This window comes from Amycolatopsis orientalis DSM 40040 = KCTC 9412, from assembly GCF_000478275.1.
Lineage (GTDB): Bacteria > Actinomycetota > Actinomycetes > Mycobacteriales > Pseudonocardiaceae > Amycolatopsis > Amycolatopsis orientalis.
Window position 1 is genome coordinate 1 of sequence record NZ_ASJB01000098.1, and the last position, 26,249, is coordinate 26,249.

Genomic DNA, 26,249 nt, shown 5'->3' on the forward strand with positions numbered 1-26,249 from the left:
CCCCGGTTCTCCCGATCTGGGCCTTTTCCTATATCTACACCCCATGCATTTAGTCCTCTCGATGCGGACCAAGCCCCGCCGGCCCTCGCATTTAGTCCTCTACATGCGTGGCCAGGGCAGGCGATAGCAAAGGTCCCTTGCTCTCCCGGCGCGGCTCCATGGGTCAACCGCGCAGCCGGCCGACCGTGCGCCGCCGGACCGGCGACGAGAAGACCAGCGAAGTAGTCGTCTCCCCATAGCGTTGCATCCGCTCTACGAGCTCCTCCAGTTCCGCCGTGTTTCGGCACGCGACCCGCACCAGCCAACACTCGTCACCCGTGACGTGATCGGCGTCGAGCACCTGAGGTAGCGCGAGGATGGTTTCCCGGAAGCGCGGGGTATCGAGGCTCCGCACCTTTGCCCGGACTATCGCCTCAATGGGCAACCCGAGCTTCGTCAGATCCACACTGGCCGAGTACCCGGTGATGATCCCCTTCTCCTCGAGCCGCCTCACCCGCTCGGTGACCGCGGGGGCCGACAGCGACACCCGCCGACCGAGTTCGGAGAAGCTCAGCCGTCCGTCGGACTGGAGAAGTTCGAGCAGCTGCCAATCAAGATCGTCGAGGTTCACGGAACTCCAGGTCGATCGTCGTGTCCGCCAGGAATCTCCAGGCTAACCGGCGGCGATGCCTGGGTTCGCCACTGTCTTTGACGATCGGCGGGCAGCACGATTGAGGCATGACGACCGAACCCCGCGTACTGACGTTCCCGGCCCTCGACAGCGCGACCGCGGCCGCGCTGCTTCGTGCGGAGCTCGCCCTGGACGTGGACCCCGACGACCTTGTCCGCGATCTCTCCGCTGGTGCCCAGCACGGCTACGTGATCGTCGAGACGCGGGCCCCCGAAGCTTTCTCTTCCGCTCGCATCCCCGGTGCGATCAATCTCCCGTACCGGGACATGACCCCGGAGTCCGTCAGCCGGCTCGATCGAGACCTTGTCTACGTCTGCTACTGCGAGAGCATCAACTGCAACGCCGCGACCAAGGGAGCACTCAAGCTCGCGGAACTCGGTTTCAAGGTCAAGCGCCTGTCCGGCGGGATCACCGCCTGGGAAGCAGCCGGCTATCCCGTCGACCGGGACGCACCCGCCCTCTCCCTCGCTTCCGCGTCCGCCCCCCGCTGCGCCTGCTGACCGGGAGAGCAGGGGACCTTTGCTATCGCCACCTCCGAGCCGATAGCAAAGGTCCCTTGCTCGCCGCGGTCGTAGGCTGGGGTGGTGACCGCTCCCAAGTTGCTCGTCATCCAGCCAGACGAATCAGATCCGATCGGCCCCTTCGGTGATTGGCTCACCGAAGGGGGAGCTGAGCTAGACATCAGACTGTTGCCCGGCCAGGACCTTCCCGTCGCTCTTGACGAGTACGCGGGCGTCGTATGCCTGGGCGGAGGGATGGGCGCGAATGATGACGCCACCCACCCCTGGCTGGCGGACGTTCGGAAGCTGCTTTCGAAGGCTGTCGGTGCGCGCATCCCGACACTCGCGATCTGTCTTGGCAGCCAGCTCCTCGCGGCGGCTTTGGGGGGCGCGGTGGCTGAAGGCGATCAGGGACCAGAAGTGGGACCAGGACTTGTGTCCAAGAAGGACGCCGCCTGGACCGATCCGCTCTTCGCGGACCTCCCGCTCATGCAGGATGTCCTTCAGTTCCACAACGACGCGATCACCCGGCTCCCCGCAGGTGCGGAACTTCTCGCTTCGTCGCCGCGGTATCCGAACCAGGCCTTCCGTTTCGACCGTTGTGCCTATGGTGTCCAGTTTCACATCGAGACGACGCCCGAGATCGTCCTCGACTGGGCACGGCAGTCTCCGGAAATGGCGGAACTCACCCGGCCGGACGCACTGACCCCGGAGAACCTGGCCAAGGTGCATGCCGATATCACCGAAACCTGGCGACCGTTCGCGCACCGCTTCGTCCGACTGGTGTCAGGTGACCTCGCTCCGGCTGCGGAACGTCAACGGACGTTACCGATGGCTTAACGGCGTATGTCTCAAATGGGTATGGGTTATTAACGCTGCGGTCTTGCCGTCAGGTACCTTGCGCGAAGGGAGTATCGAAGGGTTCGGAGGTCGGGGTGGAGCCCTCAGTGTTGGTCGTGCTCGTCGTCGTCACGGCCCTAATTTTCGATTTCACGAACGGGTTCCACGACACGGCCAACTCGATGGCGACGTCGATCGCCACCGGGGCGCTTCGCCCCAAGGTGGCGGTGACGATCTCCGCGGTCTTGAACCTGGTCGGAGCCTTCTTGTCGGTCGAGGTGGCCAAGACGATCTCGAATGGACTGGTCGATGACACCAAGATCGGACCGGCGATCGTGTTCGGTGGCTTGGTCGGGGCGATCGTGTGGAACCTGGTCACCTGGTTCGTCGGCTTGCCGTCCAGCTCCTCCCACGCGTTGTTCGGCGGGCTGATCGGTGCGACATGGGTCTCGGCCGGAACCGACTCGGTCCATTTCGGAAAGATCGTCGAGAAGGTCCTCGTCCCCGCGGCGCTGTCGCCAGTCCTGGCGGGGCTTGTCGCGATGATCGTGACGTACTTCGTCTATCGGATGTTCGTCCGTCGCGGCCGCACTGCGGGCTTCCGTGTAGGCCAGATCATCTCGGCTTCGCTCGTCTCGCTCGCCCATGGCACGAACGACGCCCAGAAGACCATGGGCGTCATCACGCTGACGATGATCACCGCCGGGAGCCTTCCCGCCGGCGCTGGACCGCCCCTTTGGGTGATCGTCAGCGCGGCGTTCGCGTTGGCACTCGGTACATATCTGGGTGGCTGGCGAATCACCTACACACTGGGCAAGGGCCTGACGGACATCGACGGCCCACAGGGCTTCGCCGCGCAGACGAGTTCGGCGGCGGTCATCCTCGCGTCGACGAACTTCGGTTTTCCACTTTCGACGACTCATGTCTGCTCGGGCGGCATCGTCGGATCAGGCGTGGGCAGGCACGAGTCACCGGTCCGTTGGCGCACCGCCGGCCGCATGGTGATCGCCTGGCTGTTCACGCTCCCGGCGGCGGCCATCGTCGGAGCTGCAGCCGGTCTCGTGACTTCCACCGGCACCGTGGGCACCATCGCCGTCGGTGTCGCGGGCTTGGCGGTCGGCATCGGGATCTACCTGCTTTCGCGGCGTAGCCCCGTCAACGCGGGCAGCTTCACCAGCCCCGCGCCGACCGTTCCCGAGCCGGAGGTCGGCAGGATCGCGGCTTAAGAGAGCAAGGGACCTTTGGTATCGCCCCTTCCCGGCGACACCAAAGGTCCCTTGCTCTCTTGCGCGTCCATCTGGTGCCGGGCCGCAGGACGACTACGGTGGAAGCCGATGGTTGAGCGCGCCAGGCCGACCGCTTCCGTGGCGAGATACGGCTTCACCGATCCCCGAGCCGACGGGCAGCTGCGTGCTGCCGGTTGGTGGACCGAATCCGGCCCGGACGGCGTTGCCGCCGACGTGTTGTCAGCACTCTCACGTGCGGCGGACCCCGATCTCGCCTTGAGCGGTCTCGACCGGATCAGGGAGGCCGACCCGGCCGCCTGGACTGAGCTCGACCAGGCGCTTCGCGTGAATCGCACCTTCCGCGGCCGGATGCTCGGCGTCTTGGGCACATCGAGTGCGCTCGCGGATTTCCTGGCCGCGAACACCGACTGCTGGAAGACGCTCCAGGGCGACAAGAGCACTGAGCCGGAACGGTATGTGAGCCGGCTCCTGGGCCATCTGCGGTCGGAAGGTGAGTTGCTCACCGGGCTCGATGCAGAGCAGGCTCTCCGCGTTGGATACCGCGAACTTCTCCTCGGGATCGCGGCCGCCGACCTCGGTCATCTCGTCGAACCCGGTCTCTACCAGCCACCCTATGCCGAGATCGGAGCTCAGCTCACCACTCTGGCCGAGGCCGCGCTCACAGTGGGGCTTCTGGTCGCGGAGTCAGAAGTCGGTGCCGGTGTCGAAGGCCGGCTGGCCGTGATCGCGATGGGCAAATGCGGCGGTCGAGAGCTGAACTACGTGAGTGACGTGGACGTCATCTTTGTCGGAGATGGCGACCTCACCATCTCGACGCGGCTGGCCAGCACGATGATGCGCGTGGTCGGGAAGGCCTGCTTCGAGGTCGATGCGGCCCTGCGTCCGGAGGGCAAGGCGGGCGCCTTGGTCCGCACCCTCGACGGACACGCGGCTTACTACCAGAAATGGGCCAAGACCTGGGAGTTCCAGGCCTTGCTCAAAGCACGGCCGGTCGCGGGTGATGCCGAACTCGGCCGTCAGTACGCGGAGATGGTCGCGCCGAAGGTGTGGACCGCCGCCGATCGGGAGAATTTCGTCCCCGAGGTGCAGAAGATGCGGCGCCGCGTCGAAGGCCACGTGCCGTCCGCACACGCCGAGCGGGAACTGAAGCTGGGCCGCGGCGGCCTTCGTGACGTCGAGTTCGCCGTGCAGTTGCTGCAACTCGTCCATGGTCGGATCGACGCCGAACTACGTTCTCCGTCCACGATGGACGCACTCGCCGCCCTCGGCGAAGGCGGGTACGTCGGCCGCACGGATGCCGCGGAGCTTGGGTCGTCGTACGAATTCCTCCGGACCATCGAGCATCGGCTTCAGCTCCGCCGACTGCGGCGTACGCACCTGTTCCCTGCCGCTTCGGACGCCAGCGAGCTGCGAACCATCGCGAGGGCGAGTGGAGTGCGGCCCGCCCGGGGCCGCAGCGAAGGTGATGTCTTGCTCGCCGAGTTCCGTCGGCACCTGCAAAGCATCCGCCGTCTTCACGAGAAGCTCTTCTACCGGCCGCTGCTGCAATCCGTCGCGAACGTGCCGACCGAAGCTCTGCGGCTGACGACGAAACAAGCGGAAAGCCGCCTCGCGGCGCTCGGTTATGCCGCCCCGGACGGAGCGCTGCAGCACATCAAGGCGCTGACCGCGGGAATGTCCCGGCGGGCGGCCATCCAGCAGGCTCTGCTGCCGGTCTTGCTGGACCTTCTCGCCGACACTCCGGACCCTGATCGGGGGCTCCTGTCCTACCGCAAGGTTTCGGAGGCGCTTGAAGAAACGCCCTGGTATCTCAGGGTTCTTCGGGACGAAGGCGCCGTCGTCGAACGGCTCGCCTTCTTGCTGGGCACGTCGCGACTGGTCCCGGACCTGCTGGTGAGAGCGCCGGAGGTTCTGCAGCTGCTCGGCGACCCCGCTCGGTTGGCTGGTCGTACTCCGGCGGAAGTGGCCACTTCGCTACGGGCAACGGTCCGGCGGCAGCCGGGCCTGAACGCCGCGGTCGCCGCTGCGAGATCCCTGCGTCGGCACGAGATGCTGAGGATCGCATCGGCCGATTTGCTGGGGTTGCTCGAGGTTCCGTCGGTCTGCGAGGCGTTGTCGAGCGTGTGGGCCGCCGTGCTGCAGGGCGCGTTGGCCGCCGCTTACCGCCAGCGTCAGGCCGAGCTCGGCCGGACGCCCGCGAAAATCGCCGTCATCGGTATGGGCCGCCTCGGCGGGGCCGAACTCGGCTATGGGTCCGATGCGGACGTCCTGTTCGTGTGCGAGCCCTCCGAGGGGGTGTCCGACTCTGAAGCAGCGAAGTTCGCTTCGTCGGTCGCCGAGACGGTTCGCAAGATTCTCGGTGCGCCCAGCCCAGACCCAGCTCTGGTCGTCGACGCCGATCTCCGTCCGGAGGGACGGAGCGGTCCGCTGGTCCGGACTCTGGAGTCCTACCGCAGCTATTACGGGCGTTGGGCGGAGGTCTGGGAATCGCAGGCGCTGCTTCGGGCCCGGTTCATCGCCGGGGATGACGAGCTCGGTGCTCGGTTCATCGAGATGATCGACCCCATTCGATACCCCGAGGCGGGCCTTGACGCGGTCCGAGTGCGGGAGATCAGGCGGATCAAGGCGCGGGTGGAGACGGAGCGGATGCCCAAGGGGGCGGATCCGACCCGGCACACGAAGCTCGGCCGCGGCGGCCTTGCGGATGTGGAGTGGACTGTGCAGCTCATGCAACTGCGGCACGCGCACGAAGTGGCAGGGCTTCGAACCACATCGACGATCGAAGCGCTGAAGGCAGCGGTGGAGGCGGGGCTGGCAGAGCCCGCCGAAATCGAATCCCTGACCGAGGCGTGGCTGCTGGCGACACGTGTCCGGAACGCCGGGATGCTGGTCAGGGGTAAGGCCGTCGACGAGATCCCCAGCTCCGGTCGTGATCTGGCCGCGGTCGCCCGGGTGCTCGGCTACTCGGCCGACGACGATCCCGGCGAGTTCCTCGATGCGTACCGGCGGACGACGCGACGTGCCCACGCGGTCGTTGAGACCCTCTTCTACCAAGACCGACCGCTCTGACCTGCGGGAAGTGAGCAAGGGACCTTTGCTATCGCTTGTTCTGCGCCGGAGGGGCGACAGCAAAGGTCCCTTGCTCACACTCGGCGTCGCGGATGAGCAGCGGCGCTTACAGTGAACCGGTGACTGTGCGCGAGCCTTTTCGCACCCGGATCAAGGTGCGTCACTATGAGTTGGACACCCTGGGGCATCTGAACCACGCCGTCTATCACTCGTACGGCGAGGTCTCCAGACTCGAGCTGTTGGAGCTTGCCGGCGGCCTCAACGCGGGCATGCGAGACGCGAATCTCGCCTTCGTGCTGCTCGAGTCCCACATCGTGTTCCGGCGTGAGCTTCGGGCCGGTGATGTCGTCGACGTGACCTGCGATGCCAAGTTCGGCACCGGCAAGACCTTCCACATGGACTCGAACATCTACAAGGTCGACGGCACCCTCTCCGCGGAGATCACCTGCACTCTGGGGCTGATGGATCTCGAGCGACGCAAGCTCGTGGACGACCCGCGTGGCCGCATCGAGCGCGCCGGCGTCGACCTGAAAGTTCTGTCCACTTCGGAGTAACCCGACCTGCCGGACACAAAAACGCCGGTGGTGAGGGCGCTTCCGCACCTCACCACCGGCGTGCTCTTGGTGTTGCTACCGCACGATCACACGTCGTAGTACAGCGAGAACTCGTACGGGTGCGGGCGCAGCCGCAGCGGGTCGATCTCGTTCTCACGCTTGTAGGAGATCCACGTGTCGATCACGTCGGGGGTGAAGACACCACCCTCGAGCAGGTAGTCGTGGTCCGCCTCCAGCGTGTCGAGCACCGTGCCGAGGTCACCCGGAACGAGCTTGACGTTCTGGGCCTCCTCCGGCGGGAGCTCGTAGAGGTCCTTGTCGATGGGCTCCGGCGGCTCGATCTTGTTCTTGATGCCGTCGAGACCGGCCATCATCATGGCCGAGAACGCCAGGTACGGGTTGCCGGACGAGTCCGGGCACCGGAACTCGGCGCGTTTGGCCTTCGGGTTGTTGCCCGTGATGGGGATACGGACACAGGCCGACCGGTTCCGCTGCGAGTACACCAGGCTGACCGGGGCCTCGAAGCCCGGCACGAGCCGGTGATACGAGTTGACGGTCGGGTTGGTGAAGGCCAGCAGGCTCGGCGCGTGCTTGAGCAGACCGCCGATGTAGTGGCGGGCGGTGTCGGACAGGCCCGCGTAACCGGACTCGTCGTGGAACAGCGGCGTGCCGTCCTTCCAGAGCGACTGGTGGCAGTGCATGCCCGAGCCGTTGTCACCGGCCAGCGGCTTCGGCATGAAGGTCGCGGTCTTGCCGGCGGCGAACACGGTGTTCTTCACGATGTACTTGAACAGCTGCAGGTCGTCCGCAGCGTGCAGCAGCGTGTTGAACTTGTAGTTGATCTCGGTCTGGCCGGCGGTGCCCACCTCGTGGTGCGCGCGCTCGATCTCGAAACCGGAGCCCTGCAGGTTGCGGACGATCTCGTCGCGCAGGTCAGCGAAGTGGTCGACCGGCGGGACGGGGAAGTAGCCACCCTTGAACTTCGTCTTGTAACCCTGGTTGCCGCCCGGCACGTCGGCGCCGGTGTTCCACCAGCCCTCGACGGAGTCGATCTCGTGGAACGACGCGTGCTCGGCGGAGTCGAACCGGATCGAGTCGAAGATGTAGAACTCGGCCTCGGGGCCGAAGAACACGTTGTCCGCGACGCCGTACTCGGAGATGTACTGCTCGGCCTTACGCGCGATGTTGCGCGGGTCGCGGCTGTACGCCTCACGGGTGAACGGGTCATGCACGAAGAAGTTCAGCGAAAGCGTCTTCGCCTTGCGGAACGGGTCGATGCGCGCCGTCTCGGGGTCCGGGAGGAGCAGCATGTCCGATTCGTGGATCGACTGGAAACCACGCACCGAGGAGCCGTCGAAGGCGAGGCCTTCTTCGTAGGCTTCTTCGTTGAACGCCTTCGCCGGAACGGTGAAGTGCTGCATAACGCCGGGCAGGTCGCAGAACCTGACGTCGACGACCTCTACGTTCTCGTCGGCGATAAGGCGCTGAATGTCGTCTGGAGTAGTGGGCACCCTCGGTGACTCCTTCTCGTTCGTTGCCGGCGGCAGTACTCTCTTCGGCTCACGCTAAGAGCGCGGTGTTGCCCGACCGTCACCCGTATGTTTCGCCGGTGTTAACGGGTCGGCGATATCGGGTAGCCGACCAGGGCGAATGTGGCCCACGCCACCGGCATACCCTGGATGGGTGGCGAGATGGACCGGAGAATGGCTGCCCGGAGCCGGGGACGGAACGACGGCCGGTGGAGAGGGTACGCAGCGGTGGCGCGGTGAGCGACTCGGCTTACCCCAATCGGGTGTCGGATCGGTGGCGGGCGGCGGGCCTCGTCTCCTTGGCCTTCTCGTCGACCTGGTCCTCGCCTCATTGGTCACCACGCTGTTCGTGACGCCCAGCCTCCAGGATCCGGCCGTCATGCAGACGTTCAACCTCTGGTCGGTGGGCGTCTGGGCCGCCATCACGATCATTCCCGTGACCTTTTTCGGCTTCACCCCCGGTATGGCGGCCGTCGGAATCCGCGTCGCCAGGCTCGACGGCGCGCAGATGGTCGGAGTGTGGCGCGCCGTCGTGCGGGCGGCGCTGACTTTCGTGATCCTTCCGGCCGCGATCCGCAACATCGACGGCCGGAGCTGGCTCGACCGGTTGACCGGAACAGTCGTCATCCGCATGCGGTGACCTCCAGCGGGGGAGCAAGGGACCTTTGCTCTCGCTCTCCCTCCGGGGCGCGGTTGCTCAGGCCGCCGGTGCCGCGGGAGTACCACCCTGCTTCGGAGGCGGTCGTTGCCGAGCGCGACGGTGAGCTGCTCGCAACTCTTGGATCACGACCAACGGTTCGTCGCGGAGTTGTGTCGGGTGGATCCGCACGACGATTACACCGTCGGGGACCAACGCGGGTGTCTCGGGCCTCTTGTCCGGTTCGAGGGCGACTTCGGCGTGGCGGATTTGCAGGGCGACGCACGCCTTCGGCCACCAGACCTCGGCGACACCTATGACCTGTCCGTCGAGAGATCGAAGCTCGGCATTGCGCTCTGGCCTGGGCAAGCCGCTGCGCTCGAGCACTGTCTCCAGCCACTGCTCCACGGCGGAGTCGACGCCGTCCTGGAGGGCACCCACGACGAGACGGGGCAGGGCCGAGCCGATCGTGCTCGCCTGTGCCAGCTCATCCCGAAGTTCCTCCGGGGTGCAGAGTCCGCGATGGACAGCATCGTGGATCATCGCCCGCACGGACGCTAGTTCGTCCATCCGGCGGGCCGCGTCGATGAGGGCCCGGGCGAGTGGCGCTACCGGCAGTCCGTCGATCTCAACCGGCTCCGGCAGGTGGATGGTTCGCTCGACCACGGTCGCTCCCCAGGTGGCAACCTTGCTGCGGTGGGGGATCAACGTGTGAGCCCGGCTTTCCGGAGGAAGCCTCCGCACTCCGTACAGCCGGGCCGCCTGGACGCCGGTGAGCATCGCGTCCGGGCCCGCGTGAGTCAGCGCGACCTTCAGAAGCTGCCGTCTGGTCGGCGTGGCGTCGGTCAGGAGGATGACTCCGGGAATCGGACGTCGCCATGGGCCGTCTTCACGGCAACGGCGAGAGATCCAAGAGTGGGAGTGCCCTAGGGCGACAAGCGCCGCCCGGGCGGCCACGCCGTCCGGGAACATCGCTGCCAGCGCCTTCTCCCGGGCGCTCGAGGTTCCGTCCACACAGTGATCATGCGACCACCCACCGACAGTTTTCGCCCGGAAACGATCAGGGGTCCTTTACTACCGCCCGCGGTAGTAAAGGACCCCTGATTCTCGCTCTGGTCAGCGGCGGCGGATGGTGCGCTGAACGTTGCGCATCTTGGCGCCGGCAGGCATCGGGCCCTTGGGCATCGCGGCGCCACGGCTGCCGAGGGCGGCCAGCTTCGCTTCCAGCGCGTCGACCTGGGCCGGCTTGAGGTTGCGCGGGAGCTTCATGAGGTAGCCCTGCAGCTTCTTCAGCGGCACCTGCTGCTCTTCGTTGCCGATGATGACGTTGTAGATCGGGGTCTCACCGATCAGGCGGGCGACGCGCTTCTTCTCCTGGGCGAGGAGGGACTTCACCCGGTGCGGCGCGCCTTCGGCGACGAGCACGACACCCGGGCCACCGAGCACCCTGTGCACGGCGTCGAGCTGGGTCGTGGCCGCCACGGTCGGCGTCACCTTCCAGCGGCCTCGCATATTTTCGAGTGCCCAGGCCGCGGCGCCCGGCTGTCCGTCGGCCTTCGAGTACACGGTCTTCTGGACCCGCCTGCCGAAGATGATCACGGCGGCGAGCGCGCCGAGCAGGATGCCCAGCGGCAGCAAGACCCAGTGGACGTCGAAGATGAACCCGATGCCGAATACGACGCCGGTGATGACCAGGAGCGATCCGGCCATCCAGGGGATGAGCGCCTTGTCTTCCTTGCGCTGCATCTTGAAGGCCTCGAAGATCTGCCCGCGGCGAGCCTTGCTCGCGGCGCGCTTCTCCTTCTTGGCCAGCTTCGCTGCTTCCTTGTCCTGCTTTCCCGCCATGTGACCAGGATACGGCCGCGTGCCCTGCGCCGATCCCGTCGGGCCCTCTGCGAGGATCGGGGACGTGGTTAGCGCATCGTCCCCGAAGAGTCGTCCAGGCCTGCTCGATGGGCTCGATCCCGAGCAACGTGCCGCCGCCTGCGCCCCGAGGGGGCCGGTCTGTGTCCTTGCGGGAGCGGGGACCGGCAAGACGCGGACGATCACGCACCGCATCGCCCACCTGGTCCGATCTGGGCACGTCGCCGCTGGTCAGGTCCTCGCCGTCACCTTCACGACCCGTGCCGCGGGCGAGATGCGCGCGCGGCTCCGGGGCTTGGGCGTCGACGCTGCCCAGGCGCTCACTTTCCACGCCGCCGCTCGTCGCCAGCTTCGGTACTTCTGGCCGCAGGTCGTCGGGGACCGGCCTTGGGAGCTGCTCGAGAACAAGTTCCGTTACATCAGCCAGGCCGCCAACAAGGCCGGCCTCGGCACCGAGACGGAACTCCTGCGCGACCTCGCCAGTGAGATCGAGTGGAGCAAGGCCTCTTTGGTATCGCCGGACGACTATCCCGCCGTCGCCGCGCGTACGCAGCGGGACACCCCCGCGCCCGCGTCGCAGGTCGCCGAGGTCTACCGGAATTACGAGAAGGTCAAGAACGCCGCGCAGGTCCTCGATTTCGACGACCTCCTCCTGCACACCACCGCGGTTCTCGAGGAGCACACGGTGGTGGCCCAGGAGTTCCGCGAGCGCTACCGCTGCTTCGTCGTCGACGAGTACCAGGACGTCACCCCGCTGCAACAACGACTGCTCGACGCGTGGCTCGGCGGCCGCGACGACTTGACCGTGGTCGGCGACGCCAACCAGACGATCTATTCGTTCGGCGGCGCCTCCCCCCGGCCGCTGCTGGAATTCACGCGGAGGTTCCCCGAGGCAACGGTCGTGAGGCTCGAGCGGGACTACCGCTCGACCCCGGAAGTCGTGGCTCTCGCCAACCAGGTGATCGGTGCCGCGCGCGGCCGACCCGCCGGGTCGAGGCTGAAGCTCGTCGGCCAGCGTCCGTCGGGGCCCGCCCCGCGTTTCGCCGAGTATGACGACGAGACAGCGGAGGCCGCAGCCGTCGCGCGCAGGATCCGTGACCTGCTCGACAGCGGGGTGGCGGCCAGCGAGATCGCGGTGCTCTACCGCGTCAACGCCCAGTCGGAGGCCTACGAGCAGGCGCTGGCGGAGTTGGGCATTCCGTACCTGGTCCGCGGCGGCGAGCGGTTCTTCGCCCGGACCGAGGTCCGGCAGGCGATGTCCGCGCTGCGGATGGCGTCGACCGACGCGGACACCGGCGAGTTGGTGACCAGGGTCCGCTCTGTGCTCGCGAAGGTGGGACTCACCGATCAGCCCCCGGCCGGCGGTGCGGCGAAAGAGCGGTGGGACGCGCTGCTGTCGATCGTCGAGTTGGCCGAGGAGCTTGCGTCCACCATCGACGACGCGGATCTGCCCAGGTTCGTGGCGGAGCTCGAACAGCGGGCGAGCGCGCAGCACCCGCCGACGGTGGAGGGCATCACCTTGGCCTCGCTCCACGCGGCGAAGGGCCTCGAATGGGATGCCGTGTTCCTCGTGGGGCTCGCCGAGGGGACCATGCCGATCCTTCACGCGGACGGTGACGACGCGGCCATCGAGGAAGAGCGCCGTCTGTTCTATGTCGGCGTCACTCGTGCACGAGAGCACCTCTCGCTTTCGTGGGCGTTGGCCAGGACGTCGGGAAATCGCCGCAATCGACGACGCAGCCGGTTCCTCTACGGCCTGATCCCCGAAGACCACCCGGCGGCGAGGGTCGCCCGTTCTCAGCAGCCGAAGCAGTCCGGCAACAAGGCGCGGTGCCGGGTATGCGGCGGACCGCTGCTGGAGACGCTGGACATCAAGCTGGGACGCTGCTCCCGTTGCCCGTCCGATGTGGATGAGCAGCTGCTCGAGAAGCTGAAGTCCTGGCGAGGTGAACGTTCCCGCGAGCTCAAGGTGCCGGCCTTCGTCGTCTTCACGGACGCGACACTGGTCGCCATCGCCGAGCAGCGGCCGACCGATGACACAGCGTTGTGCGCCATCTCCGGGATCGGCGCGACGAAGCTTGAACGCTTCGGGGCGGAAGTTCTCGACGTCGTGAGGGCCTCGGTGGAGTCTTGACCGCGTCCTGGGCTTGATCCACGCGGCGAACCCGCTGCTCAGAGCCGATCTTCGTAGCTTCGACGGTTTTTCTGGAAAATAAGTTGCCCCGGTGTGGTCGAGGGCAATAACCTGCAGGTACCGGGCGGCAAGCGCCCGGACTGGGGAAGAACTTCTACAACACAGCGTAGACCGCAGGGCGGCTCGCGCGCGACAGAGAAAGGTGGTGCCGGTGAAATGAGGATCAACATGATGGTCACGAAACCGGGCACCCGTCTGTCCTGCGTCGCGGAAGTTCCGCAGGCTCAGCGTCAGGGCGCCTTCATGCCCGTGACCATCCTCGCCGCCCGCGGCACTCAGCGTCTCAACCGGCGCTGGGTCACCGCTGACGAAACCTTCACGCACGCCGCCGTCTTCGGTGGCGCGTACGTGAACGGTGGCGTCGATCTGCCGACCATCAAGCAGTTCCGTGTTCCGTTGTCCATACGGGAGCGAAGTTCCTGACCTAGTCAGGACTAGAGGCTCACGAAGGCCGCGGAACCGGTAACCGGATCCGCGGCCTTCGTGTTTTTTGCTGCACAAACAAGTTGGCTGCACAACCTAATTGGGGTTCAGAGTTGTCCAGTTCCACCGTCAGTACGAAATCCGTCACGGGACAAAGGAGTGCACTCATGTCATCGGCCATAGCTTTCGCGCCGGGGGAGGCCCTGCCCTTCGCCGACGCGGGCGTCGTCGACCTGCTCGACGCCATCGACTCGCCCGAGTCGACGCTTCCCTGCCGTTCCGGCGACGCGGACCTGTGGTTCGCCGAGTCGCCGGCAGAACTCGAGCGCGCGAAGGCGTTCTGCGCGGACTGCCCGGTCCGTTCGGCCTGCCTCGCGGGCGCCCTGTCGCGGCGTGAGCCGTGGGGTGTCTGGGGTGGCGAAATCTTCGAGCGTGGCGTTGTCGTCGCGCGGAAGCGGCCCCGTGGCCGCCCCCGCAAGAACCCGGTCGTCGAGCCCGCCGCCGAGGTTCGTCCCGCGGCGCGCAAGGTCGAGCGGAGCGCAGCGGCATGACCGTCGAACCCATCACCACCAGGGATTACGAGGCGCGGACGGGTAACCGGACTCTCGCGCTGACCAAGTTGAACGAAATCAAGGTCGAGGAGACCAGCGAAATGTTGCTTTATGAAGAACTGTCCAGAGCCCGAATACGAGACCTGGAAGAGGGAGTCCGCGCACAGCGGGCTCGAAGCGGCGCACGCGCCGCGCGCAGGTGGACCCGAGTAGCTCGATGGGCCAGCCGGCGAGCGGAGCGCCTTCAGGCCTGACCGACCCACGGGGGAGCGGGGGACCTTTGCTATCGCCGCGCGATAGCAAAGGTCCCCCGCTCCCCCTTTGGGGCGTGGTGCCGCCCGGGGTGGTGTTCACTGGGGGAATGGCCGTACACACGCACGACGACATCGACTGGGCGGACCGGCTTCGATCGCTTCGCATGGCCGAAGCGCTCGATGCCGAACCGATGCGAGCGGCGGCCCGGCGGCTGCTGGAAGGTATGCCGGACGGGCCGACCATTCTCGACGTCGGCTGTGGCGCGGGCGGGATGAGCGTGCACTTCGCCGAGGAGCTCGCCTCCGGCGGCGCCAGGATCCTGCTGGTCGACGCGACCGAGCACCTGCTCGCCGAGGCCCACCGTGCCGTCAGCGCGGCGGCGGGGGACAAGGCCATCGTCGAGACGATCCACGCCGACGTCGCCGACGACGGCTTGCCCAAGAAACTTCCACCCGCCGATCTGGTCTGGGCTTCCCGCGTGGTCCACCACCTGCCCGACCAGCAGGCGGCGATCAACACCTTTGCCCGGCTTGCCCGGCCCGGCGGGCTGGTCGCCATTTCCGAAGGCGGTCTGGACTTCAACTGTCTTCCCTGGGATCTCGGCGTCGGCAGGCCAGGGCTTGAGGAGCGGCTGCTCGCCGCGCGAGGTGAATGGTTCGCCGAGATGCGTGCGGGCATTCCCGGCTCGGTCGCCATGCCCTACGGCTGGAACATCGCGCTGCAGCGGGCAGGCCTCGACGGCGTCGATTCCTTCGGGGTGCTCATCCACCACCCGGCACCTGGGCCGGAACTGCTGCGCGAGTTCGTCGTCGAGCGGGTGACCTGGCTGGCCGAGGTCGCGGGCGACCGGCTGAGCGGCGACGATCACAAGACCGCGGCCGCCTTGGTGAATCCGGCGAGCCCCGCCTTCCTCGGTGCGCGCCAGGATTTGTTCCTGCAGGGAGCGAAAACGGTCCATTGTGGACGGCGGCCGTGAACGACCGGGTCGGCTGCTCGTTGTGCGGCCGGATACGTGGCGTCGACGAGGACGCCACGCAGACACTCGCCTGGGTCTCCACCCGGGAGAAGAACATAGTGCGGTGGCTGTGCCCCGCCTGCGCCCGCCGCCACACGCGCGACATCGAGGGAAAGCTGCCGGACGAGTATTGGTGAGTCCTCAGGCGGCGTCGTCGATCTGGCCGATCGTGCGCACCTTCGGCCGGGGCGTCCGCGCGGCCTCGCCGTACGCCCTGACGAGTTCCTCCGCCACTTCCATCGGAACCTTCCTCAGCTGGTCGATGGTGCAGCGGACCAGCACCGTCCCGGTCGCGGTCAGCGCCAGCGGATGAAAGTTCGACGTCCCCGCTTTCGGCGCACGGAACTGCCACGCCAGGCCGATGTCGTCCCACCATGCGTCGGCGGCACCGATGGGCCGTCCACGCCGGTCGCAGATCGTCATGTTCCACGACGGCATCGGTAGCGGGCAGCCGTCGAGGACCTTCGTCGCCAGCCCATGCGCGTAGGTCTCTTCGGGATCGACGCGACGTAGAGCCGTTCGGACGGCGGCTGAGCCTCGCCGGTTACCGGCTTCGAGCTCCGCGCTGAGTTCGTCGAGCGTGCACAGGCCCCAGTACAGAGGGAGCGACACCAGCTCGGCGATCCGCGCCGGATCGAGCTCCAGCCGGGCCAGATCGAGGACCGCCCTGGCAGGCGGGGCGAACGGGACGCCGTCGATCAAGGTCGGCGGCGGCATCCGCGTGGTTCTTCGGGGGAGCATGCCGGGTTCCGCCGGCATGCGCCGATAGTCCGGGACGAGCAGATGGACCTCCCGCGTCGCCGGGCAGTCGACGCCCAGGGCGCGAAGCGCGTCGGCGCCCGTCACCACCACGTCCGGTCCGAACCGCGCGACGGCGGCCTGTAACAGTTGATGCCGGGTGGGCGCGGAGTCGCGCAACAGGATCACACCCGGCATCAGCCTTCGCCAGGGACCACCGGGGCCGCAGAGCTTCGAGGCGTAACGCGCTGTCACGCCTGCTTTGCGCAGCTCGCGGCTGGTGATGATCCCGGACTCGCAGGAATTACTGAGCGCTATGAGTCGAGCGCTTCGTGTAGTGGCCATATAGAGAGGATGACCGTTGGGCCGTCCGGGTGGAACCGCTTCCGGGAAGTTGTGGACAACTCCCCGCCGCGACCCCGATTTTGGCTCAGTCCCAACGTTCCCTGTGGATAACTTCTCAGGCGGCGAAGCCCGGCTGCCACCGTTCGACGATCGCGCGGGCGGGGATTTCCGCATCGAGCTGGCAGAGGATGCCGGTCGATCCGGCCGTCACCCGGTGGATCATCAGGTACTCGGGTGGCAGGTTGAGCGAACGGCCGATCCGGAAGTCCCGGCCGCGGGTGTCGCCGACCCGGCCCGCCTGTCGCTGCATCCAGCGGCGCGTGAAATGGAACGTCTCGCCCGCCAGCGGCTCGGTGAACGGCGCCAGGTAGGCGAGCACGTCGTCGGCCAGCAGATCCGCGTCGGCCCGGATGAAGCCGGACTCCCTGAGCAGCCGCATCAGCTTCGAGGACTCGCCGTCGAGCGCCAGCCTGGTCATCTCGCCCAGATGCTGCGGGATGCCCTCGGGCAGCCGGGACACCCCACCGAAGTCGATCACGCAGAGCCTGCCGTCGGAGGTCAGCATGAAGTTGCCGGGATGCGGGTCCGAGTGCAGGAGCCGGGCCCGTTCGGGCGACGAGTAGTGGAACTCGGTGAGCAGGCGGCCGGCGCGATCCCGGGCCTCCTTGTCCCCGCCGGCGATGATCTTCGAAAGAGGGGTACCGGTGACCCACTCCGTGACGACGACCTTCGGCGCGCTGGCCACCACGCGGGGGATCAGGAAGCCGGGAACACCTTCGAACGCCTTCACAAAAGCACGCTGGTTCTGGGCTTCCGCTTGGTAGTCCAGCTCTTCGTACATCCGCTCGGCGAGTTCGGCCAGGAGCGGTTTCACCTCGGTCCCCGGCACGAAGGCCTGGAAAAGCCTGCTGAAACGCTGGAGCTGGCGAAGGTCGCTCCGCAGCGCGTCGTCGGCCCCGGGGTACTGGACCTTGACGGCGACTTCGCGACCGTCGTGCCACGTCGCGCGGTGGACTTGGCCGATGCTCGCGGCCGCGGCCGGTTCGTCGTCGAACGCGGCGAACCGCTGCTGCCAGGTGCGTCCCAGCTGTTCGGCGAGGACCCGGTGGGTCTGCCGGGTCGGCATGGGCGGTGCCGCGGCCTGGAGCTTGGTCAGGGCCTCGCGATAGGGCTTCGCCATCTCGTCGGGCACGGCCGCCTCGAAGACGCTGAGCGCTTGGCCGAACTTCATGGCACCGCCCTTGAGCGTGCCGAGGACTTCGAAGAGCTGTTCCGCGGCTTTGGCGGACAAGGTCGCGCTGACTTCTTCGGCGCTCTGGCCGGTCAGCCGTCGCCCCCAGCCGCCGACCGCCCGTCCTGCCATGCCGAGGGGGATACTGGCCAGCTTCGCCGTGCGCGCGGCCCCTTTGCTGGGGATGGCGGTTTCACGGTCCTCGGCGCTGCGGGAGTCGGTCACCTTCGCGATTCTGCCTTGATTCACTCCGCGCGCGCAGCCTGTCGAGTGCGTGTGTGTGGGCTACGTCGCTCGCGGTATCACCGGGCGCCGCATCCGCAGGCGGTGTGCGGCGGCCAGTCGCGATGGCGGATCGCACCGTCGAAGAAGTCGATCTCGAGGGTGGCGTTCCAGGCGGGCGGAGCTTTGTCGTTGGGTGAGAGGAGCCGGAGCGCCTGGGCGGAGGCCAGCGCGGCGCAGGCCTGTACGGCGCCGAGGTCCGGCCGCTGAACGCGTCCCGCGAGCTGGCTCGCCACCCTGGGCCAGGACCCGTCGAGAGCAGAACGGTGCAGGTCGGCGCAGCGCAGGCAGCTGCTGCGACCGGGCACCACCAGCGGCCCGACGATGCCGACCCCGTCCCGGACGCGCACCGGCAGGTGGCTGATGCCGTCCCGGACGAGCTCGTCGACCAGCTCGGGCGCAGGCACCACGGCGTCGGTGAGCAGCGCGAGTTCCGGCCGGCGGTCCGCGTAGAGCCGGGTCGTCGACGTGTCCGTCCCGGTGCGGTGCACCACCTGCGCGATCGCTTCCCTGCGCGGCATGCCGATCTCGGCCTCCGTGTAGCCCGAACCCAGGTCCCGTTCGAGCACCGTTCCCGACGCCCGGATGTCGATATGCCCGATCCCGGCGTTGGCCAGCAGGACGGCGATGGCCACGGCCAGCCTTCCGTCGCCGTGAATGGCCACCGCGGCGCGCTTGCGGCGCGTCGTCATGGCCGCCTGATGGTGACGGGTGCGGAGCGACCACAGTCCCGTCTCCGGCCTGGGCCTCGGATTCCGCGGGGGTTCTCCCGCGTCGGTCAGGAGCCCACGGGCCGTCAGGTCCGTCATCAGGTCCCGCAGCTGTTCGTCGTGTTCGCTCTGCGCGAGCACGATGTCATCGGCGGCCCGTTTTCCGTCGAGTCCGCGGAGCGCTTCGGCCACCTCGGTGGCGACTCCGGCGATCACCACGGCGTGCGCGGGGTCGAGGCCGATCTGGATGTCGCCGTTCCCGCGTTCCAGCACATCGAGGCCGGGAAGCAGGGCCGGGAAGGCGGGAATGACGATCGACCGGAGGTCTGGTTCGCGAAGGTTCATGATCGCAGGATCGCACCGGTCCGCTAACCATCCACTAAGAAAACCCCGAGTTATCCACAAGTGGGTGTCGTTGTGGACAACTCGGGGCTGTGACCTTTCGGCTCTCGGAGTTGTCGGTGACTGGCCTTACCGTGGTCGAGTGGTCGAAGCACGGATGCCCTCATTGAGGAGCCGGGACAAGACGATTCCCCCGTCGGACACTCCCGAACACAAGGTCGAGGTACGGCGTAGCCAGCGCCGTCACCGGACCGTCACCGCGTACTGGGACGAGGACACCCTCGTCGTGCTGATCCCGGCCCGGATGACCCGGGCCGAGGAGAAGCACTGGGTAGCCGAGATGCAGCGCAAGCTGCTTCGCACGGGCCCGCGGCGGGCCGCCCCGCCGAAGGCCTCGGACGAGGCGTTGCTGGCGCGCTGCGCCGTGCTCTCGGCGAAGTATCTGGACGGAAAGGCGATACCGGCGAGCGTTCGCTGGGTACCGCCGATGCGAACGAGGTGGGCGTCCTGCACGCCGGTCGACGCGACGATCAGGGTGAGTGATCGGCTGCGCCGGGTACCGGCCTGGGTGCTGGACTACGTCCTCGTGCACGAACTCGCGCATTTGAAGGAACCAGGGCACAACGCGGCGTTCTGGGAGCTCGTTCGCCGTTATCCCAAGACCGAACGCGCCATCGGCTACCTGGAGGGCCTGTCCTCCGCCGCCGGATGGGGCATTGCGGCGGAGGACTGACGTGCCTCAGTTCTTGTCTTCGTCGCTCTTGTCGTCGAGCTTGTCCTTCTCGCGCTGGGTGCGTTCGATCTCGGCGATCGGGTCGATGCCTTCGAGGGTCGACTCGCCGTCGCCGAGACGTTCGGCGAAGTCGAGCGGCTCGTCGAGGTCCTCGGCGGTCGGCATCAGGTCGGGGTGCGACCAGAGGCCGTCCCGCTTCTCGATGCCGTGCTGGTCACCGACCAGCTTCCACAGTGCGGAAGCCGCCCGCATGCGCCTCGGCCGGAGCTCGAGGCCGACCAAGGTGGCGAAGGTCTGTTCCGCCGGACCACCCGTGGCCCGGCGGCGGCGCAGCGTCTCCCGGAGCGCGTCCGCGCCCGGGAGGCGATCGCCGATGGCCTCGGCGACCACGACATCGACCCAGCCTTCGACCAGGGCGAGCAGGGTTTCGAGCCGGTTCAGCGCCGCCTTCTGTTCGGGCGAGGTCTGCGGCTCGAGCAGGCCGGAGGACATGGCCTCTTCGATGCTGGCCGGGTTCGACGGGTCGATCTGGCCCGCGAGCTGCTCCAGCGCCGAGGTGTCGACGGAGATGCCGCTGGCGAACTCTTCGACGGTGGCGAGGAGGCGCTGCCGCAGCCAGGGAACGTGGGCGAACAGCCGCTGGTGGGCGGCCTCGCGCGCGGCGATGAAGACCAGCACCTCGCTGGTCGGCAGTTCCAGGCCCTCCGTGAACTTCTCGATGTTCGCCGGCAGGAGCGCGGAGGTGGCCGCGGGGCCTAGCGGAAGACCGACCTCGGTGGAGGTGAGCACTTCGGAAGCCAACTGAGCGAGGGCGTTGCCGAGCTGGGAGCCGAAGGCCATCCCGCCCATCTGCCCCATCATCGACAGGAGCGGGCCGGCTGCCTGTTTGGCCTCCTCGGGCAGGGCCTGGACCCAGGCACCCGAGACCTGCTGGGCGACGGGGTCGCAGAGGCGTTGCCAGGTGGGCAGGGTCTTCTCGACCCAGGTACGCGCGGACCACGCGACGGTCGTCGAGGCGCCAGCGGGCAGGATCGTCGCGGCGTCGAGCCAGAGCTCGGCCAGATGGGCGGCGTCACGCACAGCCGTGCTGGAGTCGCCGCCGCTGGACGACGAAAAGCCGAGCTGGACGTCGCCGCTGCCACTGCTGCTGAGGTTCTGCAGCGCGATCTGTTTCGCCAGGTCGTAGTTGACCGGCCCGGTCGAGCTGCCGGCCTGGCTGAGCATCTGGCCCAGCTGGCTGAGCATCTGACCGAGCTGATTGAAGGCCTCGGCGCCGGAGGGCTGGCCGCCGGAGTCCGACGGCTCGTTCTCGCCTCGTTTGTCGGGATCGGGCGGTCCGAAGCCGAACGGGGGTTTGCTCATGGCACCACCGTACGCGGGTCCTGGGATCCGGAGCTCGTCAACTGGAGTGATGAGCGTGGCCTTCACCGAGAAGCGAACACAGTCACCGTACGCTGTCACGCGTGACAGAGCCCTCGGAGGAGACCACAGCAGCGCGGAGCCGTGCGGGCTCCGCGAGTGACCAGGACCGCTCCGAACGGCGGTTGACCCGGCGGGGCTGGACGATGGTGGTCAGCGGCGCGTTGTTCGTGGTCTTCGCGCTGGTCGGGTTCTTCATCCCGGTGCCGTACGTGGCGATCAGCCCCGGCCCGACCTACGACACACTCGGCAAGGACGTCGCCGGGCAGTCGGTGATCCAGGTCAACGGGCACGAGGTCTTCCAGACCTCGGGGGAGCTCCGCATGACGACGGTCTCCCTGCGCGACGGCGGCATCACGCTGTTCAATGCGCTCGGGCTGTGGGCGAGCGGCCGGTACGCGCTGGCCCCGCGCGAGGAGTATTTCAAGCCGGGTGAGACCAACGAGCAGGTCCGCCAGGAGAACATCCAGCAGCTCCAGGACTCGCAGACCGCTGCCCAGGTCGCCGCGCTGCGGCGCAAGTTCCCGGTGAAGGTGCTCGCGAAGACGATCGTCTCCGGCAGCCCGGCGGACAAGGTGCTCGCCCCGGGCGACCGGCTGATGGTGGTCAACGGGCAGACGGTCAAAGAGGCGACCGATGTGCGGGCCGCGCTGAACGGCACCAAGCCGGGGCAGACCGTGCAGATCACCTTCAAGTCCGACGGCCAGGCCGAGCGCACCGTGCCGCTCACGCTCGCGCAGCGGCCCGACGGCCCGGAGGGCTTCATGGGCCTGACCGCGGTGGACCGCGCGGATGTCCCGTTCGACGTGAAGATCTCGCTGCAGGATGTCGGCGGCCCGTCGGCAGGCTTGATGTTCGCGCTCGCGATCGTCGACAAGATGGAGCCCGGCGACCTCGCCGGTGGCAGGCACATCGCCGGGACGGGCGAGATCTCGGAGAAGGGCGTCGTCGGCGCGATCGGCGGCATCTCGTTCAAGGTCGTCGGCGCCCGCGAGGCCGGTGCCACCGACTTCCTGGTGCCCGCGCACAACTGCGCCGAGGCGAAGACCGCCGCGCCCGATGGCCTCAACCTGATCAAGGTGTCCACTCTGGACGAGGCGATCGCGCAGCTCGAGAACCTCAAGGCGGGACGGCCCACCGCCTCCTGCTGACCGCCGGGGGAGCAAGGGACCTTTGCCATCGCCCCGCGGGTTCGGAAGAGAGCAAGGGACCTTTGCTATCGCCCGGCTTGCGTCCTGTCCGGCGATAGCAAAGGTCCCTTGCTCTCTTTTCGCAGGTCAGGGGAGCAAGGTCGCCTTCAGGGCTTCGAGCAGGTTAGGGGCCAGCTCCGGGTTCTCGATGATCTCGTCGACAGGGACATCACCGGGCTCTTCGGCCTGCCCAGCGCCGCGAAGCCGCATGACGCACGCTCCGGTGCCGTCCCGCAGCACCGCGGCCACAAGCCGGGCTTCGGTGCGGCGCGGGTGATCGGCGGCAGCTTGGCGCAGACGTTCGGCATCGGTCTCGGGCACGACCGGAAGCTCGGCCTCGGCGTCCGGCGGCAGCACGATGATCTCCTGTGCGAGCGCGCATCCCAGCACCAGATCCGGCCACGCGATCTGCGCCAGCGCCTCACCGAGATCGCCGTCCGGCAGCGCTTCCTGGGCGACGGGCGTCAGCGGGGCCGACGGGTCGAGTTGCCCGGCCAGCTCGGGCTGCTCGTCCAGCAGCGCCGCGGTCGGGACCAGCGCGAACAACTGCGGCGGCTGATCCCATCCTCCTGAGGCGACGAACTCCTCGACTTCGCGGGCCAGGCCGGCCACGCCCTGCTGCTCACTCGGTGCCATTCGCTTATCGTTCCAGGCGGTCAGGACAGCGGCCGTCCGAGTCCGGTTTGGGCGGGTTCCGGGAACTTCTGACGGCATCCGTAGAGTTAGAGCATCAGGGGCCGCACGCGGTACGCGCGCCCCCGCGAAAAGTTCACCAAACCAGGAGCGTGTGCAGTGGCCACTCGGCCCCCCGTGAGCCTGCCGAAGCTGTCCCGGCGTAGCCGGATCCTGCTCATCATCGCCGCCGTGGTCATCCTGGCGCTGCTGCTGGGCGCGAGACTGCTCGACACCTACGTCGACTGGCTGTGGTTCGGCGAGGTCGGTGCCCGGACGGTGTTCAGCACGGTGTTGATCACCCGAGTCGTACTGTTCTTCGCAGTCGGGCTCCTGGTGGGTGGTGCGCTCGCGATCAGCCTGATGATCGCGTACCGGACCCGGCCGGTCTTCGTGCCGATCTCCGGCAACGACGACCCGCTCGCGCGCTACCGGTCCGCGATCGTCGGCCGGATCCGCCTGTTCGGTATCGGCATCCCTGTGCTCACCGGGCTCATCGCCGGTGCGTCGGCGCAGAGCGACTGGCAGGTCGTGCAGCTGTTCCTCAACGGCACCTCGTTCGGCCAGACCGATCCCGAGTTCGGTAACGACGTCGGCTTCTACGCCTTCGACCTGCCGTTCTACAACTGGCTCCTGGGCTGGCTGTTCATTGCCGTCGTCATCGCGTTCTTCGGCGCGCTGATCTCCCACTACGTCTTCGGTGGCATCCGGCTCGCGGGCAAGGGCGGTCAGCTCGCCGGTCCGACCCGCGCCCAGCTCGCCATCACCATCGGCATCTTCGTGCTGCTGAAGGCGGTCGAGTACTTCTTCGACCGCTACAACCTGCTGCTCTCCGATCGGGGAGCGCCGCTGTTCGTCGGTGCGACCTACACAGACCTGAACGCGGTCCTGCCCGCGAAGCTGATCCTCCTGTGCATCTCGGTGATCTGTGCCGTCGCGTTCTTCGCCGGCGCGTTCCTGCGCAACCTGCAGCTGCCCGCGATCGCGCTGGTGCTGCTGATCCTGTCGAACGTGCTCGTCGGCGTCGCGTGGCCCGCGGTGCTCGACCAGTTCTCGGTGCGTCCCAACGCGAACGAGAAGGAATCCGCGTCGATCCAGCGCAACATGGACGCGACACGTCAGGCGTTCGGCCTCACCAACGTCGAGTACAAGGACTACACCGGCAAGTCCGAGGCGACCTCCGCGGAGATCAAGCAGGACAAGGGGACCGTGCCCAATATCCGGCTCCTCGACCCGAACATCCTCAGCGACACCTTCACTCAGCGCGTCGGCCGTGAGAACTTCTACGGCTTCCCGTCCAAGCTGGACATCGACCGCTACACCCTCAACGGTGTCACGCAGGACTACATCGTCGCGGCCAAGGAGATCAAGACCGAAGGCCTCACCGGCAACCAGACCAACTGGATCAACAAGCACCTCGTTTACACGCACGGCAACGGATTCGTCGCCGCGCCCGCCAACACGATCGACCGCGCGCTGAAGGACACCAACTCCGACGGCGGGTACCCGATCGCCACCACCAGCGACACGCAGAACCCCGCCGGTGCGGGCGCGACCGACGCGAGCAAGCCGGGCATCAAGGTGGACGAGCCTCGTATCTACTACGGCGAGCTCGCGACCGACGCCGCGTACGCGATCGTCGGCGGCAAGGCCGGGCAGGCGCCCGGTGAGTACGACACGGCCGTCGACCGCGCGTACATCTACAAGGGCTCCGGCGGTGTGCCGATCGACAACTGGTTCAACCGGCTCGTCTTCGCCGCCGAATACGGCGAGCGGAACATCCTGTTCTCCGACGCCATCGGCGACGGATCCAAGATCATGTACAACCGCGAGCCGCGGGAACGCGTCGCCAAGGCGGCCCCGTGGCTGACCCTCGACGGTGACCCGTACCCCGCGGTGGTCAACGGGAAGATCATCTGGATCGTCGACGGCTACACGACGATGAACAACTTCCCGTACGCCCAGCAGACCCAGCTCGGCCAGGCCACCAACGACTCGCTCAGCGGCACCACCCGCCAGGCGAACGCCTCGATCAACTACATCCGCAACTCGGTCAAGGCCACCGTCGACGCGTTCGATGGCACCGTGACCCTGTACGGGGTCGATGACAACGAGCCGGTCCTGAACGCCTGGAAGAAGGTCTTCCCGGACCTGGTCAAGCCGAGCAGCGAGATCTCGCCGGACCTGCGGTCGCACTTCCGCTACCCCGAAGACCTCTTCAAGGTGCAGCGGGAACTCCTGTCGAAGTACCACGTGAACAACCCGGCGGAGTTCTACGCACAGCAGGCCTTCTGGAGCGTCCCGCAGGATCCGACGCAGGAAGGCGGCGTGAACGCGTCCGCCTCGGGTATCGCCAACCAGCCCGGCTACTACGTCCTGGCCACCGCGCCGGGCGACAGCAAGTCGCGGTTCCAGCTCACCAGTTCGCTGACCGGTCTCCAGCGGCAGTACCTGGCGGCGTGGATGTCGGTGTCCTCGGATCCCGAAGACTACGGGCGAATGCGGGTCTTGAGGCTGCCCACAGGGGCGAGTGGCGCGACCCAGGTCGACGGTCCCGTCCAGGTCCAGAACAGATTCCAGAGTGACCCCCGGGTCGCGCAGGACCGGACACTCTTCAACAACCCGAACGTCACGGTCACCTACGGAAACCTGATCACATTGCCCGTCGCTAACGGCTTCCTCTACGTGGAACCGGTCTACATCCGGCAACGGAACCAGCTGAGCTATCCGCAGCTGGCGCGGGTCCTGGTCTCCTACGGCACGAAGATCGGCTTCGCGCCGACGCTCAACGAAGCCCTCGACCAGGTCTTCGGCCCGGGCACGGGATCCGGGGTCACACCGCCGCAGAGCGGTGGCACCCCCGGACCCACGACGCCCGCGCCGCCCGGGACCCCGCCGCAGCAGCCGCCCGCCAGCGGCAACCCGGCGCTCGAGAAGGCCGCGGGCGAGATGCACGACGCCTGGGCCAAGTACAAGGCGGCCCAGCAGGCGGGCAACTACGCGGATCAGGGCGCGGCACTCGCCGCACTCGACGCCGCGTACCGGGCATACGAGGCCGCCAAGACCAGCACACCCCCGCCCAGCTCGCCGCCCGCCGGCAAGCCTGGAGGGTGACGTCGCTTACCAAAAGGGCACCTGCTTTGCGCCTGCTCGAAACGCAGGCGTAAGGTAGGTGTCACGACGCGGGGTGGAGCAGCTCGGTAGCTCGCTGGGCTCATAACCCAGAGGTCGCAGGTTCAA

The 26,249-nt window shown here is 67.5% G+C and carries 24 protein-coding genes; 15 read left to right on the forward strand and 9 right to left on the reverse strand.

Features of this window, described 5'->3' with window-relative positions; translation table 11 throughout:
• Positions 1 to 163: 163 nt before the first annotated feature.
• Positions 164 to 610, reverse strand: coding sequence for an Lrp/AsnC family transcriptional regulator (locus L324_RS39470; protein ID WP_037321229.1), 447 nt, complete (start codon positions 608 to 610; stop codon positions 164 to 166).
• 107 nt (positions 611 to 717) lie between these two features.
• On the opposite strand from L324_RS39470, the gene L324_RS39475 reads away from it, so the two are divergent.
• From L324_RS39475 to L324_RS39495, 5 genes are all read left to right on the forward strand, one after another.
• Complete coding sequence (locus tag L324_RS39475) at positions 718 to 1,170, forward strand: rhodanese-like domain-containing protein (RefSeq protein ID WP_037321232.1); 453 nt, start codon at positions 718 to 720, stop codon at positions 1,168 to 1,170.
• An 84-nt stretch (positions 1,171 to 1,254) separates the two neighbouring features.
• Positions 1,255 to 2,010, forward strand: a complete 756-nt coding sequence (locus L324_RS39480; protein ID WP_037321268.1) for a type 1 glutamine amidotransferase — start codon at positions 1,255 to 1,257, stop codon at positions 2,008 to 2,010.
• A 95-nt stretch (positions 2,011 to 2,105) separates the two neighbouring features.
• Complete coding sequence (locus L324_RS39485; RefSeq protein ID WP_037321234.1) at positions 2,106 to 3,236, forward strand: inorganic phosphate transporter; 1,131 nt, start codon at positions 2,106 to 2,108, stop codon at positions 3,234 to 3,236.
• A 108-nt stretch (positions 3,237 to 3,344) separates the two neighbouring features.
• On the forward strand, positions 3,345 to 6,326 hold the full coding sequence (locus tag L324_RS39490) for a bifunctional [glutamine synthetase] adenylyltransferase/[glutamine synthetase]-adenylyl-L-tyrosine phosphorylase (RefSeq protein ID WP_037321236.1): 2,982 nt from the start codon (positions 3,345 to 3,347) through the stop codon (positions 6,324 to 6,326).
• 119 nt (positions 6,327 to 6,445) lie between these two features.
• Complete coding sequence (locus L324_RS39495) at positions 6,446 to 6,880, forward strand: acyl-CoA thioesterase (protein ID WP_037321270.1); 435 nt, start codon at positions 6,446 to 6,448, stop codon at positions 6,878 to 6,880.
• 86 nt (positions 6,881 to 6,966) lie between these two features.
• On the opposite strand, the gene glnA is transcribed toward L324_RS39495, so the two are convergent.
• Positions 6,967 to 8,391: a type I glutamate--ammonia ligase gene (gene glnA, locus L324_RS39500; RefSeq protein ID WP_037321238.1), complete on the reverse strand. Its 1,425-nt coding sequence runs from the start codon at positions 8,389 to 8,391 to the stop codon at positions 6,967 to 6,969.
• Between the two features lie 172 nt (positions 8,392 to 8,563).
• On the opposite strand from glnA, the gene L324_RS39505 reads away from it, so the two are divergent.
• Positions 8,564 to 9,049, forward strand: coding sequence for an RDD family protein (locus tag L324_RS39505; RefSeq protein ID WP_173426457.1), 486 nt, complete (start codon positions 8,564 to 8,566; stop codon positions 9,047 to 9,049).
• Positions 9,050 to 9,106: 57 nt separating this feature from the next.
• On the opposite strand, the gene L324_RS39510 is transcribed toward L324_RS39505, so the two are convergent.
• Together L324_RS39510 and L324_RS39515 are read right to left on the reverse strand one after the other, a co-directional pair.
• A complete protein-coding gene (locus L324_RS39510; protein ID WP_037321242.1) occupies positions 9,107 to 10,060 on the reverse strand; it encodes a hypothetical protein in 954 nt (317 codons plus the stop codon).
• Between the two features lie 102 nt (positions 10,061 to 10,162).
• Positions 10,163 to 10,891, reverse strand: coding sequence for a DUF4191 domain-containing protein (locus tag L324_RS39515; protein ID WP_037321244.1), 729 nt, complete (start codon positions 10,889 to 10,891; stop codon positions 10,163 to 10,165).
• A gap of 64 nt (positions 10,892 to 10,955) precedes the next feature.
• On the opposite strand from L324_RS39515, the gene L324_RS39520 reads away from it, so the two are divergent.
• The 6 genes from L324_RS39520 to L324_RS39540 all read left to right on the forward strand — a co-directional run bounded on the left by L324_RS39520 (position 10,956) and on the right by L324_RS39540 (position 15,484).
• Entirely contained in the window at positions 10,956 to 13,043 is a 2,088-nt protein-coding gene (locus tag L324_RS39520; RefSeq protein WP_037321246.1) for an ATP-dependent DNA helicase UvrD2, read from the forward strand.
• A 93-nt stretch (positions 13,044 to 13,136) separates the two neighbouring features.
• Positions 13,137 to 13,526 carry a hypothetical protein gene (locus L324_RS39525; RefSeq protein ID WP_235783780.1) on the forward strand — a complete coding sequence of 130 codons (390 nt, stop codon included), beginning with the start codon at positions 13,137 to 13,139 and terminating at the stop codon, positions 13,524 to 13,526.
• Positions 13,527 to 13,693: 167 nt separating this feature from the next.
• Positions 13,694 to 14,077: a WhiB family transcriptional regulator gene (locus L324_RS39530; protein WP_037321250.1), complete on the forward strand. Its 384-nt coding sequence runs from the start codon at positions 13,694 to 13,696 to the stop codon at positions 14,075 to 14,077.
• A complete protein-coding gene (locus L324_RS43800; protein WP_081736618.1) occupies positions 14,074 to 14,331 on the forward strand; it encodes a hypothetical protein in 258 nt (85 codons plus the stop codon). Before L324_RS39530 ends, L324_RS43800 begins: the two co-directional genes overlap by 4 nt.
• Positions 14,332 to 14,438: 107 nt before the next feature.
• The gene (locus L324_RS39535) at positions 14,439 to 15,308 is read left to right on the forward strand and encodes a class I SAM-dependent methyltransferase (protein ID WP_037321252.1); all 870 of its coding nucleotides are present in this window, start codon (positions 14,439 to 14,441) and stop codon (positions 15,306 to 15,308) included.
• The gene (locus L324_RS39540) at positions 15,305 to 15,484 is read left to right on the forward strand and encodes a hypothetical protein (protein WP_037321272.1); all 180 of its coding nucleotides are present in this window, start codon (positions 15,305 to 15,307) and stop codon (positions 15,482 to 15,484) included. The genes L324_RS39535 and L324_RS39540 overlap by 4 nt, the downstream gene beginning before the upstream one ends.
• Before the next feature lie 4 nt (positions 15,485 to 15,488).
• Here L324_RS39540 and L324_RS39545 read toward each other — a convergent pair whose 3' ends face one another.
• The 3 genes from L324_RS39545 to L324_RS39555 all read right to left on the reverse strand — a co-directional run bounded on the left by L324_RS39545 (position 15,489) and on the right by L324_RS39555 (position 18,998).
• Positions 15,489 to 16,403, reverse strand: coding sequence for a hypothetical protein (locus tag L324_RS39545; RefSeq protein WP_037321274.1), 915 nt, complete (start codon positions 16,401 to 16,403; stop codon positions 15,489 to 15,491).
• Positions 16,404 to 16,545: 142 nt separating this feature from the next.
• On the reverse strand, positions 16,546 to 17,886 hold the full coding sequence (locus L324_RS39550; RefSeq protein ID WP_037321254.1) for an ABC1 kinase family protein: 1,341 nt from the start codon (positions 17,884 to 17,886) through the stop codon (positions 16,546 to 16,548).
• A gap of 77 nt (positions 17,887 to 17,963) precedes the next feature.
• On the reverse strand, positions 17,964 to 18,998 hold the full coding sequence (locus L324_RS39555; protein WP_037321256.1) for a hypothetical protein: 1,035 nt from the start codon (positions 18,996 to 18,998) through the stop codon (positions 17,964 to 17,966).
• Between the two features lie 163 nt (positions 18,999 to 19,161).
• Between L324_RS39555 and L324_RS39560 the strand changes: the two genes are divergently transcribed.
• Positions 19,162 to 19,728 (forward strand): M48 metallopeptidase family protein, encoded by a 567-nt coding sequence (locus tag L324_RS39560; protein ID WP_037321257.1) that lies wholly within the window; start codon positions 19,162 to 19,164, stop codon positions 19,726 to 19,728.
• A 6-nt stretch (positions 19,729 to 19,734) separates the two neighbouring features.
• On the opposite strand, the gene L324_RS39565 is transcribed toward L324_RS39560, so the two are convergent.
• Positions 19,735 to 21,090 (reverse strand): zinc-dependent metalloprotease, encoded by a 1,356-nt coding sequence (locus L324_RS39565; RefSeq protein ID WP_037321259.1) that lies wholly within the window; start codon positions 21,088 to 21,090, stop codon positions 19,735 to 19,737.
• Positions 21,091 to 21,293: 203 nt separating this feature from the next.
• Between L324_RS39565 and L324_RS39570 the strand changes: the two genes are divergently transcribed.
• On the forward strand, positions 21,294 to 22,298 hold the full coding sequence (locus tag L324_RS39570) for a YlbL family protein (RefSeq protein WP_201769703.1): 1,005 nt from the start codon (positions 21,294 to 21,296) through the stop codon (positions 22,296 to 22,298).
• A 126-nt stretch (positions 22,299 to 22,424) separates the two neighbouring features.
• Here L324_RS39570 and L324_RS39575 read toward each other — a convergent pair whose 3' ends face one another.
• Positions 22,425 to 22,973 (reverse strand): PPA1309 family protein, encoded by a 549-nt coding sequence (locus L324_RS39575; RefSeq protein ID WP_037321263.1) that lies wholly within the window; start codon positions 22,971 to 22,973, stop codon positions 22,425 to 22,427.
• A gap of 156 nt (positions 22,974 to 23,129) precedes the next feature.
• On the opposite strand from L324_RS39575, the gene L324_RS39580 reads away from it, so the two are divergent.
• Complete coding sequence (locus L324_RS39580) at positions 23,130 to 26,123, forward strand: UPF0182 family protein (protein WP_037321266.1); 2,994 nt, start codon at positions 23,130 to 23,132, stop codon at positions 26,121 to 26,123.
• Positions 26,124 to 26,249: the final 126 nt, after the last annotated feature.